This is a genomic window from Myxococcus hansupus (assembly GCF_000280925.3).
GTDB classification, from domain to species: domain Bacteria; phylum Myxococcota; class Myxococcia; order Myxococcales; family Myxococcaceae; genus Myxococcus; species Myxococcus hansupus.
On the sequence record NZ_CP012109.1, the window covers coordinates 384,106 to 402,072 of the forward strand.

The 17,967-nt window shown below is 69.3% G+C and carries 13 protein-coding genes; all 13 read right to left on the bottom strand.

Going from position 1 to position 17,967, the window contains the following annotated elements; translation table 11 throughout:
- Nucleotides 1-92 precede the first annotated feature (92 nt).
- The gene (locus tag A176_RS01585) at nt 93-1,640 is read right to left on the bottom strand and encodes a hypothetical protein (protein ID WP_226994152.1); all 1,548 of its coding nucleotides are present in this window, start codon (nt 1,638-1,640) and stop codon (nt 93-95) included.
- A gap of 232 nt (nt 1,641-1,872) precedes the next feature.
- Nucleotides 1,873-3,237, bottom strand: a complete 1,365-nt coding sequence (locus tag A176_RS01590) for a hypothetical protein (RefSeq protein WP_002633229.1) — start codon at nt 3,235-3,237, stop codon at nt 1,873-1,875.
- 184 nt (nt 3,238-3,421) lie between these two features.
- Nucleotides 3,422-4,069, bottom strand: coding sequence for a hypothetical protein (locus A176_RS01595; protein ID WP_044890512.1), 648 nt, complete (start codon nt 4,067-4,069; stop codon nt 3,422-3,424).
- A complete protein-coding gene (locus tag A176_RS01600) occupies nt 4,066-4,620 on the bottom strand; it encodes a hypothetical protein (protein WP_002633228.1) in 555 nt (184 codons plus the stop codon). Before A176_RS01600 ends, A176_RS01595 begins: the two co-directional genes overlap by 4 nt.
- A 10-nt stretch (nt 4,621-4,630) precedes the next feature.
- Complete coding sequence (locus A176_RS01605) at nt 4,631-7,957, bottom strand: glycoside hydrolase family 2 TIM barrel-domain containing protein (RefSeq protein ID WP_002633227.1); 3,327 nt, start codon at nt 7,955-7,957, stop codon at nt 4,631-4,633.
- Nucleotides 7,954-9,324, bottom strand: coding sequence for a GH1 family beta-glucosidase (locus A176_RS01610; RefSeq protein WP_002633226.1), 1,371 nt, complete (start codon nt 9,322-9,324; stop codon nt 7,954-7,956). The genes A176_RS01605 and A176_RS01610 overlap by 4 nt, the downstream gene beginning before the upstream one ends.
- On the bottom strand, nt 9,305-10,300 hold the full coding sequence (locus A176_RS01615) for an ABC transporter ATP-binding protein (RefSeq protein WP_002633225.1): 996 nt from the start codon (nt 10,298-10,300) through the stop codon (nt 9,305-9,307). Before A176_RS01615 ends, A176_RS01610 begins: the two co-directional genes overlap by 20 nt.
- 301 nt (nt 10,301-10,601) lie before the next feature.
- Nucleotides 10,602-12,356 carry a dipeptide/oligopeptide/nickel ABC transporter permease/ATP-binding protein gene (locus tag A176_RS01620; RefSeq protein ID WP_002633224.1) on the bottom strand — a complete coding sequence of 585 codons (1,755 nt, stop codon included), beginning with the start codon at nt 12,354-12,356 and terminating at the stop codon, nt 10,602-10,604.
- The gene (locus A176_RS01625) at nt 12,349-13,329 is read right to left on the bottom strand and encodes an ABC transporter permease (RefSeq protein WP_002633223.1); all 981 of its coding nucleotides are present in this window, start codon (nt 13,327-13,329) and stop codon (nt 12,349-12,351) included. The genes A176_RS01620 and A176_RS01625 overlap by 8 nt, the downstream gene beginning before the upstream one ends.
- A gap of 3 nt (nt 13,330-13,332) precedes the next feature.
- Nucleotides 13,333-14,973: an ABC transporter substrate-binding protein gene (locus A176_RS01630; RefSeq protein WP_002633222.1), complete on the bottom strand. Its 1,641-nt coding sequence runs from the start codon at nt 14,971-14,973 to the stop codon at nt 13,333-13,335.
- Nucleotides 14,970-15,821, bottom strand: coding sequence for a glycoside hydrolase family 16 protein (locus A176_RS01635; protein ID WP_002633221.1), 852 nt, complete (start codon nt 15,819-15,821; stop codon nt 14,970-14,972). The genes A176_RS01630 and A176_RS01635 overlap by 4 nt, the downstream gene beginning before the upstream one ends.
- Nucleotides 15,818-17,044, bottom strand: coding sequence for an ROK family transcriptional regulator (locus A176_RS01640; protein WP_002633220.1), 1,227 nt, complete (start codon nt 17,042-17,044; stop codon nt 15,818-15,820). Before A176_RS01640 ends, A176_RS01635 begins: the two co-directional genes overlap by 4 nt.
- 41 nt (nt 17,045-17,085) lie before the next feature.
- Nucleotides 17,086-17,835: a hypothetical protein gene (locus A176_RS01645; protein WP_226994153.1), complete on the bottom strand. Its 750-nt coding sequence runs from the start codon at nt 17,833-17,835 to the stop codon at nt 17,086-17,088.
- Between the last annotated feature and the right edge of the window lie 132 nt (nt 17,836-17,967).

A 17,967-nucleotide genomic window follows, 5' to 3' on the forward strand; every position in this document is an offset into this window, starting at 1 on the left:
GTGTATCTCTCCACCAATGATTTTGCGTGTCCCACCGCGCGCCTCCCATCCCCGGTGATGCATTCGTCGCCGGGGACGGGGGCTGTGCGGGGTTACGGCGTGGAGAAGAAGGAGCTGATGGCCTCGGCCTGGGTGCTGGGCAGCTTTTCGTACGAGGAGAACGGCTCGCGTGTCACTTCGTAGTGAGGGCTGTCGATGGCCGCCACCTTCATGAAGTAGACGGAACCCGGCGTGAGGAATCCGGGGGGCAGCCGCACGTCCGTCGTGGTGCCCGCGACGTAGAAGGCGCCGTGCGGCAACAGGTTTTGATATTCGGGGTAGAAGCGTTGGATTTGCACCCGGTAGGCGGTGGGCGCGCCGTTCGCGGGAGGCTGCCAGGAGATGACAGGACTGGAGTTGCCCACCACCCGCTGCGAGGTCGCGGCGATACCATCAATGGCCAGGCTTCGCGGCGGCGTCAGCGTCGGGGTGATGGGGCTGGAGACCAGGTCCTCCAGGTAGTCCACGGTGGAGATGCCGCCTCTGAGCGTACGGGGCGGTCCCCCCACGCCCGGCAGGGCCTCCGCGGTGGTGTACGAGTGGTAGACGGTGCCGACCAGCCTCCAGTGGGAGGGGAACGGATTTCCGTAGGTCAGGTTCTGCGCCAGGGTGAACGACGCGCGCTGCGGCAGCGAGGCGAAGAACACCTCCCCCGCATAACCCACCCAGCCTTCCTCGGGGCCATGGGCCGAGGCGTCGATGTAGATGGAGGCGGCGCGAGGTTCCGCGGCCGGGTGAACGGCCGAGGCGAGCGGCGTGTACGTGCCCAGCCGCCACTCCAGTGAGACGTTCGACAGCGGGACTTCCTGCATGGCGCCGCTGATGGACAGAGGCGTCATCCCGTCAGGGGCGAAGTCAAAAGCAGGCACTTCCAGGCTCCGCACGATGGTGCTCGCCGTCAGGAGTTGGCCCGAGGGCAGGTACCCCTGATTGACGGCTGTGAGTTGATTCACATACATCCTGTCGCCCTTCGCCGCCTCGAAGACAGGGATTTCCCCTACGAAGCTGTCGAAGGAGGCGTTCTGGGTGTTCAGGCTCGTTTCACCGTTGGGGACGGTGTCGAAGATGTTCGCCTCCCCGAAGAATTCCACCTCGGCCGAGGTGAGCTGCAGCCGCGAGTTGTTCGGGTACGGGTTGCTGGCGTTCCACGGGGCCAGGTTCGTGAGGTTCAGGTGCAGCGGGCTGGAGTACAGATCCGAGAAGACGGTGTCCTCCCGGCCCAGCCGGTTCCTGCCAATCTCCACATGCCGCTCGTCCGTGACGACGTAGGTCGTGGCGCCGGTCTTCAGGTAGTACTCCCCCTCCGGGACGTTGAGGAACCGGTATCCACCCGCATAGGGGGCGCCCCTGATGCGCGTGAAGGTGCTGCCACTGCGGACGAGGATGTCCGGAGGGTTGGCGGACATGTCCTTGCCGCGGACGGCGACACCCACCGCGGTGAAGAAGCGCTCGGTGTTCATGACGAACACCGTGCGGGTCCCCGCGATGTCGCGCTCCTCCGCGTCGGTCCCGTCTCCGGTGGAGTCGTTCTGGTCGACGGGGGTTCGTTGGTCCTGTTCGTCATGAAGCGGGCCGGCTTCATCTTCGGCACAACCCGTCAAGACAATGCACATTGAAACACACGCCAATCCAAGGCGATGCAGTCGCATGGTTTCTCCCAAGGGTTTGATTGCGGGCACGGACGTCCCTGGGGGGGACGTTGGCGTGTCAGTCTGGGGAGCCTTCGCGGGTGCTGCAACTGATTGGCGTGGTTGTCTTGGAATGCTTTTCAAATGAACGTCATCTCTCCGCCAGGACCTCGGTACGATGTCCTGGCGGAAAGTGAAAGCCTGACTAGCTGTCGTAGCCGTAGTTGCCCTCGAGCACGAGGACCTTGCCGCTCGCGGGATAGAACAGCACCACCCACGCCTTGTTGTCCGTGCAGTTGTGGCAGGAGATGGGGTACGTCGTGGTCCAGGCCTGGACCTCACCGCCGCCGGCAAAGACATCCATCGCGGCCAGCAGCGCGTCGCCGTCCCGCCACGGGCTGAAGAACAGCACCTGCGCCAGGTCCGCACGGCCAATGTAGCTGCCCTCGGACGGCTGCGAGAGCGCGGGGTACTGCGTGCCCAGCTTCGCCATGACGGACTGAATCGTCTTCGGCTCGGTGGGGCACTCCGGGATGCTGTACGCATCCACGGGCTCCAGGTGGTGCCAGCTCATGCCCGTGGAGGTGGAGTTCCACTGGAGGCGCTCGGGCTCCAGGACGGTGGAGTCAATGGCCGTGAGCGCCAGGGGCGTGGTCGCGCCGCCTTCGCAGACGCCCGCGTACATGCAGCGCGACACCTGCCGGTAGGTGCCACACGCGGAGAAGTCCGACGCGCCCTGCGGCTGCGAGGTGATGCAGGCGTGCACGGAGGGCAGGCACGGCTGGCTCGGCCAGGTCTCGTAGGCGTCGCCGGACGTGAGCGCCAGCTCGGTGACGCGCGCGACCAGCCGGGCCGTCTTACGCGCCATGCCGCCCCCGTGGAGGGCCGCGTCGAAGACCAGCGGCACGGTGTGCGGGTCCATGGCCTGCTGCACGCTGGGGTAGCGCCAGTCGAGCACGAACCGGCCCGCGCCCGCGGACGTCACCTGCGGGATGCCGTCCGGCGCCGTCACCGTGAACGAGCTGGCCGCGGCGTTCGCGTAGCCCCGGTAGACGAGGGCGTTATCACCGGAGCTCGCCCAGACGGGGTTGACGTCCGTCTCCACGAAGATGCCGCTGGCGCCACGGAAGTCAAAGAAGCGCGGCGCCACCACGATGCGCGCGGTGTACTGGTTCGGCACGCCCGTGAAGGTGTTGACGGTGATGAAGAGCGGCAGGCCGGAGAGCACCGTGTTCAGCTCGTACCCTTCCTTGAGCACGACCTCGAAGCGGCGCTCGCTGATGATGGTCGACGTGCCGAACGCGTCATCCGGAACGAAGCTGAACACGTGCTGCAGGTAGCGGTTCGCCGTGGCGCGCAGGACGAGCGCGCGGACGCCGTCACGCTCCTCGAACGTGCCCAGCGTCTCGAAGCTCAAATCGAGCGCGCCCTCGCTGGCGTAGATGCGCGTGGCGGTCGTCGCCTCCGCGGTGTGGGTGCCGATGTCCTGCGCGGACTCAGACTCCGTGTTGGAACAGCCCGGCGCCGCGATGGCGGTGAAACATGCGAGTGCAAGACCTCGAAACGTCATGAGTGCCTCCAAGGGTGAAATCCTTGGATAGCATGACGGTCTGATAGCCTCGGGAAACCTGTGTATCAGGTATGTGACGACAATCACGCCCGGCGCGGGTGCTCCGAGCTTGGATACACCCCGCGTCCTAGCCGGACCTCCACCGCCGCGGGCCGCCGTGCGCGGCCACGCGGCGGGGACGGTGTCAGTCCGCGGTGAAGTAGACGTTGTCGAGCAGCAGCGTGTCCGCGGCCGCGCCAGCACCGGCGAGGAAGACGAACGGCGCCCGCACCGCGCTGAGCTGCACCCCGCCCGCGGCGAAGTCCGCCAGGGGGATGGCCAGGTGGTGCCACTGCCCGTCATTCACGTAGCCATACCGCGCCGCGGGCAGCTCGACGGTCGCATCGTCGCTCATGGCGATGACCACGCTGGAGAAGCCCGGGTCGGCGGAGTTGAGGCTCACGTGCAGCGTCTTCCAGCCGTCCAGGTTGCGCGGCGTGTTCCAGTGCACGCCGAAGCCCAGCCACGCCTTGCCCGCGTGGACCACCAGCTCGGACTGGCGTCCTTCGACGCGCGTGCTGGAGGGCTCCAGCGTGAGGGTGCCTTCGTAGAGATAGATGTGCGTGTTGACGCCATCCACCGCCACGTCCTCGGAGCGGCCTCCCTCGTAGAAGCCCACGGCGAGCCGCCGCTGCCCTGCCTCGAACGGGAAGGGGCCGGGGAGCACCTCGTTGTCGGGGTCCACGCCCGAGTCGGGCCTGTCATAGCCCTGGTCCGAGTAGTCCGGCACACCCGGGTCGGGACGGCAGCCCGCCGCCAGGAACATGCACATCGCGAGTCCCGCGCGCTTCATGGCCGCACCGCCCTTTCCGTGCCGTTGGCTGTCTGCATCAGCACCCAGCCGCCCTGCACCATCCCGCCCATCTCGACGATGCCCTTGTAGGCGGGCGTCGCCAGGTCGTAGGCGTAGGTGCCGGTGGCGTCGTACGTCACCGCGGTCGGGAACAGGTCGAGCATGTTCTGGTACGCGCGAATGGCTTGCAGCCGGACCTGGGGCAGGTCCTCCTGCCGGGCCGTGCCGTTCTGGTAGATGCCGAGCAGGTTGCTGCCCACGTAGAACTGGGCCTCGCCTCCAGGCTCCCTCGCGAGCACGGTGGCCCACGAGTAGAACGCGGCCACGCTGCCCGCCTGGGCCTGGATGTCCCACTTCGTCTCCGCGCCCAGCGCGCTGCTGCGGAAGGGGTTGTTCGGGTCATCCAGCACGGACGTGTCGGGGTAGATGCCGACGTCCGGGCTGTAGAGCTGGAGCGTGAGCCCGTCCAAGGATTCGCCATACACGAAGCTGGCGGGGTCGTAGCAACCGGTGACAGCCCCGGCGCAGGCCAGCAGGAGCCACGTCTTCATACGTCCTCCACTAGAGAGACAGGATGGCATAGGCGCCCATTTCGAATTCACGGCCTTCGAGTCCGTCCGCGATGGCCATGGTGCTGAGGCCTTCCGAGTACTGGTCCAGCATGCGCACCAGCCCGCGCACGCCGAAGCGCGTCGTCACCATGCCCATGACCGGGCGCTTGAGGCCGTAGGACAGGTCTCCGCCGAGCTGGATGGGATAGGTGAGGTTGAAGACGCGGTGGTAGTCGTACGGACCCCAGTTGTTGAAGTGGAGCTGCGTCGTCAGCATCACCGTGTCCCACAGCACGGAGGCGTCCACGCCGAAGCGTTTCACCTGCCGTGAGTCTTCACCCGAGGACTGGTTGCTGCCCGCGAAGGCGGCGCCGAAGATCTTCAGCCGCGACATCGGGTTGGTGACGACGCGCAGCGTGGCCTCCCACTCGTCACGGGCGATGGGCGCGTTGCCGAAGGCCACCATGCTGCCGTCCGCGAGGATGGCGATGCCCGCGTCGCGAGACGTCGGCTGCCGCCGGTACACGATGTCCAGGCCCGCCGCGAAGGGCGCGTCCTCGCGCATGTCGCGGTCCCACTGCCAGAACCAGGTTCCGGGCGTGGGGTCGAAGGTGAGCAGCAGCTCGGCGCCCAGCGTCTCGCGGTTGTCGAGCACGGTGAAGGCATCCACCAGCACGTTGCGCGGACGCACGCCGGCGAAGTACCGGCCCGTCTCCGCGTCGTACCCGTCCTGGATGGTCGGGTTCGGCCCGATGAGGGGCTTCTGGTACAGCAGGTTGGGGGACACCTGGAACGAGCTGCCGACCTGGATGACGGCGCCCGCCTGTCCACCGAAGTGGTTGCCACGGCCGCTCTCGCGCAGGCTCCAGCCCGTCAGCAGGATGCCCTGCTCCGGACCGCCGTCCGCCACGAGGCCGCGGTAGGAGCCCTGGAGGAACGTGCGCACCGCGCCCAGGTCGTAGGTGAGCCGCGCCTTGGCGCCCAACGTGTCGAGCATCTGGACTTCGTCCCGCATCACCTCGTAGCCGCTGTTGAGGTAGCTGGGGCCATTGGTGGGCCGCGACCAGGTGAATTCCTCGCCCACGCGCTGCGGGGCCGCGAGGATGCCGCCGACCTCCAGGGACATGGGGCCCTTCGTCCAGCCGAGCGACAGCGTGGACCTGCGGGCCACGCGCTCGCGGATGACGGAGGCGGTGAGCTGGGTGGCGCCGCGGGCGATGTCCTCCTGGTGCATCAGCGTCAGGGTGACGGGGCCCACGTCGCGGCGGTACTTGGCGACGATGGACGGGTTGGCGCCCCAGTACAGCTCGGGGCCCAGGGCGACCTTGAGGCCCTCCAGGCCATTCTTGCCGGTGAAGACGACGCCGAAGGGCGCGTTGCCCTTGTAGATGTCCAGCGCGGGGCCGTAGTTCGCCTCGCGGTACAGGCCGAAGAAGTCGCCCTCCTCGCCCCAGTGGAAGTGGGCGGTGCGGTAGAAGCCCTCCAACTGGAAGTCCGCGCGGTCGAGCTTGAACTCGGCCTGGTACAGCGCGAGCCGGTCCAGGCCCAGCGGTTGCTGCTGCTGGCCGGGGATGCCGCCGACGCCGGGCACCGGTGCCTGTCCACCCACGGCCGGATTGCCGGCCGAGCCGGGCGCGGAGGGGATGCCGCGGTTCTCGTAGAAGATGTTGTTGAGGCGGTTCTGCGCCACGTTGCCCACGACGTTGAACGACGCGCGCCCGTACACGCCGGAGGTCGGCTGGAGCGCCAGGTCGAAGAAGACGGACTCCGTGTGGTCCACCGACACCTGGTTGGGCCGCACCGTGGCGATGCTGCCGCGCGACAGGGAGCTGTCCATCAGCAGCCGCAGGTTGGAGACGCGCACCGCGCTCAGCTCATCCGCGCGGGCCAGGGCGATGGAGGACTCGTAGCCGCGCGACATCTCCGTGGGGCGGATGGAAGCGAAGTGCTCGCGGATGGTGTCGGGGTTCGTCGTGGAGGCGTACGGGTCCATGCGGAAGGCCGCCTGGAGCACGTAGTAGGCCGTGCGCGGTTGGATGCGGGCGATGCCGGCTTCGTCCTCCGGCCCCAGCGCGCAGATGCCGAACCACTCCTCGTTCATGTTGTTCTGGCCGGGCACGTAGTCGGACGGGTAGCCGGCGTTGGGCCAGGACGCGGTGGTGTCGTGGATGGAGAGGTTGGCCTCCTGGTTGTACTTCCACCAGCCGTCCACCCACTGGAACACGAAGCCGCCCAGCGCGTTCTGCGCGCGGCCCTGTCCGTAGGCCTGGGAGTAGATCTCCTCCCACTGCTTGCGCAGGTACTCGGCCTGCGCCAGGTGGTCCTCGCGGCCCGCCTTGGCGTCGTAGGCGTCCGCGCCGAACTCGGTGAACATGACGGGCTTGTTCAGCTTGCGCAGCACCTCGTCGAACAGGTCGCGCGCGGACGGGCCGCGGTAGACGTTGGAGCCCAGGATGTCCAGCTCCGGCATCAATCGCGCGATGAGGTCGATGTACTGCAGGTCACCGTTGGCGATGGAGACGGGGTGCAGCGTGTCGCGCTGCTTGATGAGGCGGACGGCCTCGCCCATCATCGAATACAGGTGCTCGGCGCGGGCGGTGTCCTCCTGACCGGGCAGCGCCTCGATTTCGAAGCTGGTCCAGTGCAGGCCGTAGTTGTTCTCGTTGCCCAGCATCCACATCAGCACGCCGGGCACGTCCCGGTACTTCTCCACCTTCTGCGCCAGGTCGTTGAGCAGCGCCCGGCGGTGGTTGGGGTTGGAGTAGTCCGTGTTCGGCACCATGACGCCGTCCACGTTGGTGCCGTAGCGGCCCATCAGCGGGTTCACCACGGTGTAGATGCCGTAGTTCTTGTGGATGTACGTCACCCACTGCGGCGGGATGTCGTCGAACTGCCGGATGGCGTTGACGCCCATGTCGCGCAGGAGCGTCATCTCGCGGTGCAGCACCGCGCGGATGAAGTCCTCCTTCTGCGTCCACAGCGAGTACCGGTAGTTCTCGCCAATGGGCGTGTAGCCCCAGTTCATGCCGAAGATGGGGAAGTCCCGGCCGTTGACCTGGAGCTTGAAGCCGCGCTCGTCGCGGTAGACGCGGACGGCCTGGGCCTCCGCGTTGACGTTGACGGGCGGCACCCTCACCACCGGCGCGTCGGCGGGGGGCGGCGGCGTCTCCGGCACCAGGGGCTTGTCGGTGACGGGCTCGGTGGCGGTGGGTTCGGTGGGGCTGGGGCCCGCCACCGTGGGTGACTGGGCGGGAGGAACCGCTGTCTCCGGCCCGACGGGCGGCGGCACCTGCGTCAGCGCGACCGCGAGGCTGGTGATGAGGGCGAGCGAATTCACGCTGCGAGCTCCACGTCCAGCCCGTTCTTCTCGACCAGGGCCTTGTAGAGGTGGGCGCTGTCCTTCGGGATGCGGCGCTGCGAGTCGTAGTCCACGTAGACCATGCCGAAGCGCTTCTGGTACCCGAAGGCCCACTCGAAGTTGTCCATCAGGGACCAGGCGAAGTAGCCCGCCAGCGGCACGCCCTGGTGGATGGCCTCCAGCGACGCCTCCAGGTGCGAGCGCAGGTACGCCACGCGCTTCTCGTCATGCACCTTGCCGTCCTCACTGGGGCCGGTGGCGTAGGCGCAGCCGTTCTCCGTGATGTAGAGGGGGCCGGGCTGGTAGTGCGTGTGCAGGTGCTGGAGCAGGCGCGTGAGGGCGGGGGCGTACACCTCCCAGTCCATGTCGGTGCGCTCCGGCTCCGGGTGCACGGTGCGCGGCGCGTTCTTGGACTCGGGGATGCGGTCGCTGCGCATGATGGCGCGCGAGTAGTAATTGATGCCCAGGAAGTCGGTGGGGACGGCGATGGTCTCCATGTCGCCGTCGCGCACGAAGGGCAGCGTGGACGAGGCGAGGTGGCCATCCTTCACGTAGTCCTCCACGACGTCCGTCGGGTAGCCACGGCCGTAGAGCGGGTCGAGGTACCAGCGGTTGAAGCTGCCGTCATGACGGCGGCAGGCCTCGGCGTCCTCGGCGCTGGGGGACGCGGGCTCGGCGGGCGACAGGTTGAGGGTGATGCCCACCGACGCGTTCTTCACGTTGGCGCGGATGACGGGCACCGCCTGGCCATGAGACAGCAGCAGGTGGTGCGCGGTGGCCAGCATCTCGCCCCAGTTCTTGTGACCGGGGGCGTGCTCGCCGTTGCAGTAGCCCAGGAAGCTGATGCACCAGGGCTCGTTGTGGGTAATCCAGCGCGACACGCGGTCGCCGAGCTTGCGGCTCATCACGTCGGCGTATTCGACGAAGGCGCTCGCGGTGTCGCGGTTCGGCCAGCCGCCCAGGTCCTGGAGCACCTGCGGCATGTCCCAGTGGTAGAGCGTGACGAAGGGCTCGATGCCCGCCTCGAGCAGCCCGTCCACCAGCCGCGAATAGAAGTCGAGGCCCGCGGCATTCACGGCGCCGCGCCCGGTGGGAATCACGCGGGGCCAGGCGACGGAGAAGCGGTAGGACTTCACGCCCAGCCAGCGCATCAGCGCCACGTCTTCGCGCCAGCGGTGGTAGTGGTCGCAGGCGACCTTGCCGTCCGAGCCGTCGCTGATTTTGCCCGGCGTGGCGGCGAAGCGGTCCCAGATGGACTCACCGCGCCCATCTGCGTGGGTGGCACCCTCAATCTGGAAGGCGGAGGTGGCCACACCCCACAGGAAGTCATTGGGGAACTGCCGCATTGTCGGAGGCTCCTTTCGGGGATTCGAAATGGCAGCGGACCGTGTGGTCCGCGGGATGGACGTGAGACGGGGGAACGGTGTCGTGGCAGCGCGCGTCCGCGTGGGGACAGCGGGGCGCGAAGGGGCAACCGCCCACGGGCATCGGGCCGGTCGCCGGACGCACGGGGAGCGGGGTGTTCAGGAAGTCCGCGCCATCCGGCACGGCGGACAGGAGCAGGCGCGTGTACGGGTGCCGAGGCGCCGCGAGCACGTCGGCCGTCCGGCCCGACTCCACGACGCTGCCCGCGTAGAGGACGAGGACGCGGTCGGCCAGATGCCGGGCGCTGGCGAGGTCGTGTGTGATGAAGAGGATGCCGATGCCGCGCTCACGCGTCAGGCCGCGCAGGAGCTGGAGCACGCCCCGGCGCGTGGACACGTCCAGCATGGAGGTGGGCTCGTCCGCGATGATGACGTCCGGCTCCACCGCCAGCGCGCGCGCCACGGCCACGCGCTGGCGCTGGCCTCCGGAGAGCTCGTGCGGATGGCGTTGGGCCATCTGGTCCGCGGGCGTGAGGCCCACCGATTCGAGCAGGGCGTGGATGCGCGCCTTCACGTCGGCGCGCGTGGCCCGGCCGTGGCGCAGCAGCGGGCGCTCCAGGTGGTGGGCCACGGTGTGGACGGGGTTGAGCGAGGCGAAGGGGTCCTGGAACACCATCTGCACCCGGCCGCGGTAGGCGAGCGACGCGCCGCCGCGCTCCTGCGCGAGCACGTCCTCGCCGCCCAGCCGCAGGGTGCCCGCGTCAGGCGTGTCCAGGCGGGCCAGCACGCGGGCCAGCGTGGACTTGCCGCTGCCGGACTCGCCCACCAGCGCGACGATTTCACCGCGCTCCAGCGTGAAGGAGACGTGGTTGAGGAGGGTGCGGCGCTCGCGGGACAGGAAGCCGCCCACGGGCACCGTGCGCAGCAGGCCGGTGGCCTCCAGCAGGGGCTGGCTCATGGGTGCCTCCCAGTGAGGATGCTCGCGCGATTGCGTGTGGCGACGCCTTGGCGCGCACAGTGGCGGGGCGCGGTTGCTGCCTGAAGGGGAAGCGTCATCGTCCACCGCACTGGACCGTGGGCCTCGCCACCGAGCGCCCCGACTTGAGGGGCTCCTGTGCGCCCTCCGCACTGGGGCGCGGTTGCTGCCTGCGGGAGCAGCATCATCTTCAACTTCGCTTCGCCGTGGTCTGTGCCACCGAGCGACTCGTCTTGGGGGGCACCTCCGCGCCGGGGCGCGGTTGCTGCCTGAAGGGGAAGCGTCATCGTCCACCTCCCTGCGCCGTGGCCTGTGCCACCGCGTGCTCCGGCGCCACGTTGGCGGGCACCTGCTGCGCATCCGCCGCGCTCAGGTGCGGGAAGGCGGACAGCAGCAGGCGTGTGTACGGGTGGCGCGCGTCCGTGCGCAGGCGCTCGGCGGTGTCCACCTCCACCAGCTTGCCGCCTTGAAGCACGCCCACGCGGTCCGACAGCGCGAGCAGCAGCGGCAGGTCGTGGGTGATGAACAGCACCGCGAAGCCCAGCCGCTGCTTCAACTCCAGTACACGCTGGAGCAGCTCCTTCTGCACCACGACGTCCAGCGCCGTGGTCGGCTCGTCCATCACCACCAGCTTCGGCTCCAGGGCCAGCGCCAGCGCGATGCCCACGCGTTGCCGCATGCCACCAGAGAGCTGGTGCGGCCACGCGTCCACCAACTGCGGCGCCAGCCCCACCATGGCCAGCAGCTCCCTGGCGCGGGCATACGCCGCCGCGCGCGTCGTGCGCCCGTGCGCCGCGAGCGTGTCGTGGAACTGGTCTCCCAGCGTGAGCACGGGGTTGAGCGCGCTCATCGCGCTCTGGAAGACCATGGACACCTTGCTCCAGCGGTACGCGCGCACGGAGTCCTCGTCGAGCGCCGTGACGTCCGTGCCATCCAGCACGATGCGTCCCTGGGTGATGCTGGCGGCCGGAGGCAACAGGCGCAGCAGCGCGTAGCCCAGCGTGGACTTGCCGCTGCCGGACTCACCCGCGAGGCCGAACACCTCGCCTGGGGCGATGTCGAAGGACACGGAGTCCACGACCCGCGCCGGGCCGCGCTCCGTGGCGTACTCGATGCACACGTCACGGATGCTCAGCAGGGCGCCCGACGGAGCCGGCGCTTCCTCCGGCGCGGGTTGCGCCGAGCGCACCGCCGTGGTCGTCACCGGAGGCGCCTTCAGCGCCGGGTTGGTCACCTCGTCGATGGCGGAGCTCAGCAGCGTCAGCGAGAAGCCCACCAGCGCGATGCACATGCCCGTGGGCACGAAGACCCACCACGAGCGCGTCAGCAGCGCGGCGTCATTGCCCGCCCAGTACAGGTTGGTGCCCCACGTCACCGAGCCCACGTCGCCCAGCCCCAGGAACTCCAGGCCCACCTGTGCGCCCACCGCGTAGAGCGTGTTCCCGATGAACGACGAGCCCAGCAGCGACGCCATGTTGGGCAGCAGTTGCTGGACGACGATGCGCGAGCGGCTCTCACCCGAGACGAGCGCGGCGGAGACGAAGTCCCGGTTGCGCAGCGCCATGGCCTCGGCGCGGAAGACGCGCGCGTTCCAGGCCCAGCCCGCCAGGGACAGCACCACCACCATGCGGAAGGGGCCGGAGGGCAGGTAGGCGCCCAGGACGATGGCCAGCGGCAGGCCCGGGATGACGAGGAAGACGTTGGTGGTGAGCGTCAACACGTCATCCACGCGCCGGCCCAGGTACCCGGACGTCACGCCGATGAGCGCGCCCATCAGCGTGACAAGCGCTCCCACCGCGAAGCCGATGGCCAGCGTCTCGCGCGCGCCCACCACCGTCTGCGCCAGCACGTCCTGGCCCTGGCCCGTGGTGCCGAACCAGTGCGCGGAGGACGGGGGCTGGTGGGGACGGCCCGCCAGCTCCGTGGGGTCCATCACCAGCCACGGTCCGATGAGGGCCAGGACGATGAAGCCCAGGAGGATGCTTCCGCCCACCGCCGCCTTGCGCTGGCGCAGCAGCCGTCGAAGAAGGTCACGCATGGGCGCGGGTCCTCGGGTCCAGCCACAGACACAGCAGGTCCACGGCGAAGTTCGCGGCGAGCACGGCGAAGGTGATGGTCAGGAAGAGCCCCTGCATCAGGGGGTAGTCCTGGTTGCGCACGGCGAGGATGAGCAGGTAGCCGGTGCCGGGGTACGAGAAGACAATCTCCGTCAGCAGCGAGCCGCTCAGCACGAAGCCCAGCGCCATTCCGAAGCCGGTGACGTTGGGCAGCAGCGCGTTGCGCGCGGCGTAGCGCAGCATCACCTGCCGGGGCGGCAGGCCCTTGGCGTGGGCCAGCCGGAGCGTGTCGGTGCCCAGCGTGGCCACCATGGTGTTGCGCATGCTCAGCATCCACCCGCCCAGCGTCGCCATGACGATGGAGGCCCCGGGCAGGAAGGCGTGCCGCGCCACGTCCGCCGCGAAGGTGAAGGACAGCGCGGGTTCCAGGTCGTGCGAGTACGCGTGCCGCAGCGGGAACCAGCCCAGCCCGAACCCGAAGAGGTACAGGGCCAGCATGGCCAGCCAGAAGTAGGGGAAGGCCCCCAGGAAGGCGAGCGCTGGCGCCACTGTCGCGTCCAGCCACCCGCCGCGGTTCCACGCGGCGAGCACGCCCAGCATGCAGCCCACCGTGAAGCTGATGATGACCGCGCAGCCCGCCAGTCCCAGCGTCCACACGAGGCCGGTGCCAATCACCTCCGACACGCGCGCCGGGTAGTACGCGTACGACAGGCCCAGGTCGCCGCGGAACAGGTGCTTCAGGTACGTGCCGTACTGGATGTACCAGGGGGCGTCCGTGAAGCCGAAGGCGGCGCGCAGCGCCACCATGGCCTCGGGCTGCACGCGGCCCTCGAAGCGCGCGAACATGGCGGACGCCGGGTCACCGGGCGCCAGCCGGGGAATGACGAAGTTGAGCGTCAGCGACGCCCAGGCCGCCAGCAGGTAGAAGCCCAACCTCCGCAGGACGTAGGCCATGACTCAGGGTTCCCGGGGCGTGAGCGCCGTCAGCACCAGCAGGCTGTCGGGCTCGGCATGGGGGGACAGGCGCGCGTACGGGTTCTGCGCCGTGGGGAAGCCGGTGAAGCGCTTCGTGTTGGACTCGCCCCAGGAGGGGTTGGGGAAGAGCGGAATGGACGGCGCCGTTTCGGAGTAACGCCGCTGCACCGCCGCCATCAGCGCGCGCTGCTCCTCCTCGGAGTCCGCGCGCTCGAAGCGCGTGAGCAGCTCGTCCGCCTCCGCGTCACCGAAGCGGTGCCAGTTGGCCGCGGCCACCTCGCCCACCGGGCGCACCGTGCGCGGGGAAATCTGCCACTTGTAGAAGGTGTACGGCGTGGGGCCGTCCAGGGACCAGGAGATGGCCAACTGGAACTCGCCCTTCTGGAGCCGTGCGTACCACGCGCCGAACTCGTAGGTGCGAAGCTGCGACTGCACGCCCAGCTTCCGCAAATCCCTGGCCACCACCTGTCCGGCGCGCACCCAGTCGGACCACCCGCCGACGACCTCGATGTCCAGCGTGAGCGGCTGTCCATCCGCCTTGCGCCGCAGGCCGTCCGGGCCTTCCTTCAGGCCCGCCTCGTCCAGGAGCCGCTTCGCCGCCTCCAGGTCGTGCTTCACCCAAGCGCCCTGGGCCGCCTCCGCGTCGCGCCAGGCGGTGTACGCGTCGTTGAGCGCCGTGGCGTCCGCCGGCCGCGTGTAGCCGTACATGGCGATTTCGACGAGCCGCTCGCGGTCCAGCGCCATGCTCAGCGCCTTGCGCACGCGCACGTCATTCAGCGGGGGCAGGGTGGTGTTGGGGTAGAGGAAGACGGTGCTGCCGTAGAGCGGGAACCAGCGGCCGTGGTGCTCCGGGTCGCGGGCCACGAAGGTGCGGTCCACCGCGGGGACGAAGTTGCCCGCCCAGTCCACCTCGCCCTCCACCAGCGCCAGGTTGGCCTGGTCGTTGGTGGGGAAGGCCAGGAAGCGCAGCGCGGACACCGCGGGCTTGCCGGGCTGCCAGTAGTGCGGGTTGCGGCCCAGCTCGTAGACCTGGTTGCGGAAGAGGGTGACCTCCGTGAAGGGCCCGGTGCCCACCGGCTCCGGGTTGGTGAACGTCACCGGGTCAGCGACCTTCTCCCAGACGTGGCGGGCGACGATGGGCTGCTGCGCCAGCTCCGCGAAGCCGGGGATGTAGACGCGGGAGAACTGGAAGGCCACCGTGTGCGCGTCCTCCGCGCGCACGTCCTCCACGAAGCGCCACACGCCGCCCGCGTCCAGCGCGGCGTGCTGCTTGAGGAGCTGGAAGGTGAAGGCCACGTCGTGCGCGGAGAAGGGCTTCCCGTCCGACCAGCGCACGCCTTCGCGCAGCGTGAAGCGCAGCGTGCGGCGGTCCTCGGACCACGCGTGGCCGGTGGCCAGCCACGGCGTCCACTGGCCCACCGCGGGGCTGAAGATTTCAAGGCACTCGTACACGCCCGCGCGCGTGGGCCAGCGGGAGCCCGCGCCCGCGAACAGCGGGTTGAAGTTGCGCACCCAGGCGCTCTGTTGCTCCACGGAGACAAACAGCACTCCGGGCGGCCGCGGGCGGGGTTCCACCTTGCAGGCCACCAGCAGGAGTGTCAGCGCCCAGAGCGCGGCCTTCACGTGGGCCTCGCGTAGACGCGCACGTAGTCCACCTTCATCTGCTGGGGGAACACGGTGTCGCGGCCCACGGGGCCCACGAAGGTGCCGCCCACGGCGACGTTGAGGATGATGAACTGGGGGCTGTCGAAGACCCAGCGGGCGCCCGCGGGCAGGCGCGCGGGCGTCACCTCCATGTACATGGTGTCGTCGAGGAACCAGCGGATGCGGTCCGGCTCCCACTCCACCGCGTAGATGTGGAAGCCCTCGTTCAGCCGCTTGCCGCTGACGACGTACTCCTGCCCGATGTTGTTGCCGGCGGAGTAGCCCGGGCCGTGCAGCGAGCCCCGGAGGATGGAGGGGAGCTGTCCCCGGTACTCCATGATGTCGATTTCGCCGCACTCCGGCCAATCGACGGCGGCGATGTTGGCGCCCAGCATCCAGAAGGCGGGCCAGATGCCGCGGCCCACGGGGAGCTGGATGCGCGCCTCGATGCGGCCGTACAGGGGCTCATAGCGGCCCTGCGTCCGGATGCGCCCGGAGGTGTAGTCCCGGTTGCCGTAGCGCTCCTGGCGCGCGGTGATGACCAGGTGGCCCTCGCCGTCATGCGCCGTGTTCTCCGTCCGGTCGGTGTTGAACTCGAGCTGCTCGTTGCCCCAGCCATGTCCTCCCACGTCGTGCACCCACCGGTCCGAGGAGGGTGGGGTTCCCGCCGCGCCATCGAACTCGTCCTGCCAAACCAGCTCCCAGTCCGTGTTGGGTTGATGGGGCGTGGGGGGCGGCGTGTTGGGGCGGTTCACCCGGTTGGCGGCCGGGTCACAGGCGAGGCCCAGCAGGGCCACGGCCACGGGGAGGAGGCGGGGGAGCGTCATGCAGATTTGCCTATGTGTTGAAGGGGGAAGAGGGTTCGGTCACGCAGCGCCGCCTGGAGCACCAGGGTGGCCGCGCCCACGGCGATGGCGCGGTCTCCCAGCGCGGAGGTGACGATGCGCGTCTCCGCCATGGAGGTGGACAACGCCCGCTTGCGCACCGATGCGCGGAGCGGGTCCAGCAGCAGGTCTCCGACCGACGAGATTTCACCGCCCAGCACGACGATGGCGGGGTTGAGCAGGTTCAGCAGGCCGGCCACGGCGATGCCCAGGTAGTGCCCGAGCCCGTCGATGACCTGGCGCGCGGCCGACTCTCCCGCCCGGGCGCCTTCCACCAGCTCGCGCACCGTGAGCAGCCGCGAGTCCTTCCGGTCCATCAACTGCCGCGCGCGCTCCAGGAGCGCCGCCGAGCCGATGAGGGTGACGAGGCAGCCGCGCAGGCCGCACACGCACTGCGGCCCCGAGGAGTCCACCGCCATGTGGCTGATTTCGCCGGCGGTGCCTCCCGCGCCACGGTAGACGTCGCCGTGGATGATGTGGCCGGAGCCGATGCCCGTGGCCAGCTTGATGTACGCCAGGTCCTCGCCGTTGATGCCCGCGCCCCAGTAGCACTCCGACAGCGCGCCCAGGTTCGCGTCGTTGTCCACCAACACCGGCAGGCCGAAGGCGCCGCGCATCGACTCCTGGACGTCGTAGTCGCGCCACGCGGGCACGAGCAGCGGCGACAGCTTCCCCGGCGAGGCCGGGTGGACCGGGCTGGGCACGGCGATGCCCATGCCCACCACGGACCGGCGCGGCACGCGCTCGGCGTCCAGGACTTCCTGCACCAGCTCCCGCACCTTCTGGAGCGTGCCCTTGGGGTCCTCGCGGACGGCGTGGTCCTCGCTCCGGTTCGCCCGCACCCGGCCGCGAAGGTCGGTGAGGACGGCCGTCACGTGGGAGGCGCCCATCTCCACGCCGATGATGCTGAACGCGTCATCGCAGAAGCCGATGAGGGTGGGGCGGCGGCCGCCCCGGGACACCCCGGCGCCAATGCTGCGCACCAGGCCGGAGCGTTCCAGGTCCGCCACGATGGCGGAGACGGTGGACGGACTGAGCTCTGTCCGCCGGGCGATTTCCGCCCGGGAAATCTGGCGCTCACGCCAGATCATGTTGAGCAGCAGGCTGCTGTTCTGCGCGCGCATGCCTGCCGCGTCGACCGTCGTCACCGCCGTTCCCACTCGCATCGTTCTCTCGCTCCGTTCCGCCGCGAGGATGGAAGTGGGTGTCAGTGCCAGTGGATGTCGTCGATGAAGAAGACGAGCGGAGTCGTCCTTCCACCGGCACTCCATCCGAAGCCACCCACCACCAGCCCGTATTGGATGCTGCTGATGTCGATTGTGTACCGGGTCGGGGCGGTGGTGAGCGCGACATCCCGAAGCGGAACCTCGAATCCGTCAGCAGCGTTCATTCCCGCCATGAACGAGACGACTTCGCCGCCCTCGGTGCCCCAGGCGTAGAAGGACACGGAGGTGGCGCCAGCCGGGACCGCGAAGCCATCACGGTCACCCCAGTTGCCTTCCGGGTACTGCCAGAAGACGCCCGCCCAGCCCTCGCCGCCGGGCGTCCAGGTGAACCGGTGGCAGGCGCCCAGGCCCGTGCCGGCCCGGCTCGTACAGTCCGTGCCGCTGTACGTCACGCCGCCGCTGGAGCCGTCGCCCATGTAGCCGCTGGGAATCCAGCTACCGTCCACCGCCAGGGGCAGCGTCGGGGTGGTGCCCGCGTCCTCCTCGGTGCCGGCGTCGGGCTCGGTGCCCGCGTCTTCGTCGTTACCAGCGTCGGGCGTGTTGCCCGCATCCGGCGTTCCGGAGTCCGTCGTCCCCGAGTCAGGCCGCGTCCCGGAGTCCGGGTTCTGCTGCCCGGCGTCCGGTGTCGGCGTGGGATTCTCCTCGGGGTCGCACGCGGCGACCAGACCAGACACCGCGAAGACGCCCGCCGCCACCCACCCCACGCGAAACGCTTGTTCGGATGCATACACTCCCCTCCAAGGCTGGAAAACTTCGTTCTTACGGCGAAGAAACCAGAGAGCTTTGAGAGCCTTCGTCCAGATGGCGCGGCGCGTTGTGACGTGCTGGCGGCCGTGAATGGCGAAAAGTTCTTTCGGGCGGCG

Bases quoted from the DNA above. Each gene is read 5' to 3' on its own strand.
- A176_RS01620 (WP_002633224.1), bottom strand. From the start codon at position 12,356: ATGCGTGACCTTCTTCGACGGCTGCTGCGCCAGCGCAAGGCGGCGGTG.
- A176_RS01590 (WP_002633229.1), bottom strand. From the start codon at position 3,237: ATGACGTTTCGAGGTCTTGCACTCGCATGTTTCACCGCCATCGCGGCG.
- A176_RS01635 (WP_002633221.1), bottom strand. From the start codon at position 15,821: ATGACGCTCCCCCGCCTCCTCCCCGTGGCCGTGGCCCTGCTGGGCCTC.
- A176_RS01595 (WP_044890512.1), bottom strand. From the start codon at position 4,069: ATGAAGCGCGCGGGACTCGCGATGTGCATGTTCCTGGCGGCGGGCTGC.
- A176_RS01640 (WP_002633220.1), bottom strand. From the start codon at position 17,044: ATGCGAGTGGGAACGGCGGTGACGACGGTCGACGCGGCAGGCATGCGC.
- A176_RS01615 (WP_002633225.1), bottom strand. From the start codon at position 10,300: ATGAGCCAGCCCCTGCTGGAGGCCACCGGCCTGCTGCGCACGGTGCCC.
- A176_RS01625 (WP_002633223.1), bottom strand. From the start codon at position 13,329: ATGGCCTACGTCCTGCGGAGGTTGGGCTTCTACCTGCTGGCGGCCTGG.
- A176_RS01600 (WP_002633228.1), bottom strand. From the start codon at position 4,620: ATGAAGACGTGGCTCCTGCTGGCCTGCGCCGGGGCTGTCACCGGTTGC.
- A176_RS01610 (WP_002633226.1), bottom strand. From the start codon at position 9,324: ATGCGGCAGTTCCCCAATGACTTCCTGTGGGGTGTGGCCACCTCCGCC.